This window comes from Acinetobacter sp. AL9 (assembly GCF_041464035.1).
In the GTDB taxonomy this organism is placed as follows: Bacteria; Pseudomonadota; Gammaproteobacteria; order Pseudomonadales; family Moraxellaceae; genus Acinetobacter; species Acinetobacter towneri.
The window spans coordinates 1-612 of record NZ_JAYFSK010000156.1 but is presented as its reverse complement, the minus strand read 5'-3'; the positions used below and the strand labels follow the sequence as shown (position 1 = coordinate 612).

Annotated in this window: 1 protein-coding gene; it reads left to right on the top strand. The window is 36.8% G+C overall.

Features of this window, described 5'->3' with window-relative positions:
- Positions 1-17: 17 nt before the first annotated feature.
- On the top strand, positions 18-612 hold a 595-nt coding region (locus ACEO2X_RS14075), incomplete at its 3' end, for an IS607 family transposase (protein WP_371972177.1).

The window sequence follows — 612 nt, the reverse complement described above, 5'->3', positions numbered from 1 at the left end:
TATATTATTATATACAAATGAGTAGATATGTTAGTATTGGCGTTGCAGCTAAAACACTGGGTGTTTCCATCCAAACCCTAAGAAGATGGGATGAGGAAGGCACTTTAGTCGCAGATAGAACCCCAAAAAATCACAGACGTTACGATCTAAGCAAGATCACACCTGAACTTATCCATGATCTATCAATTCAGAACAGCCGAAAAACTATTGCTTATGCAAGAGTATCTAGTCACGATCAAAAGGCTGATCTTGAGCGACAAAAACAAGTTTTGGAAATGTACTGTGCCAAGCAGGGATGGACATTTGAGATTATTAGTGATTTAGGCTCAGGGATGAATTATCACAAAAAAGGGCTTAAGGCTCTTTTGGATGGAATTATTAATAATGAAATTGGTCGATTGGTTTTAACCCACAAAGATCGATTATTACGTTTTGGTGCTGAATTGGTTTTTGCTTTATGTGAAGCTCGGAATGTTGAAATTGTAATTATTAATCAGGGTGAAAATTTGAGTTTTGAGGAGGAACTGTCTCAAGATGTCCTGGAAATTATCACTGTATTTTCAGCACGATTATATGGAAGCCGAAGTAAAAAGAACCAAAAGCTAATACAGG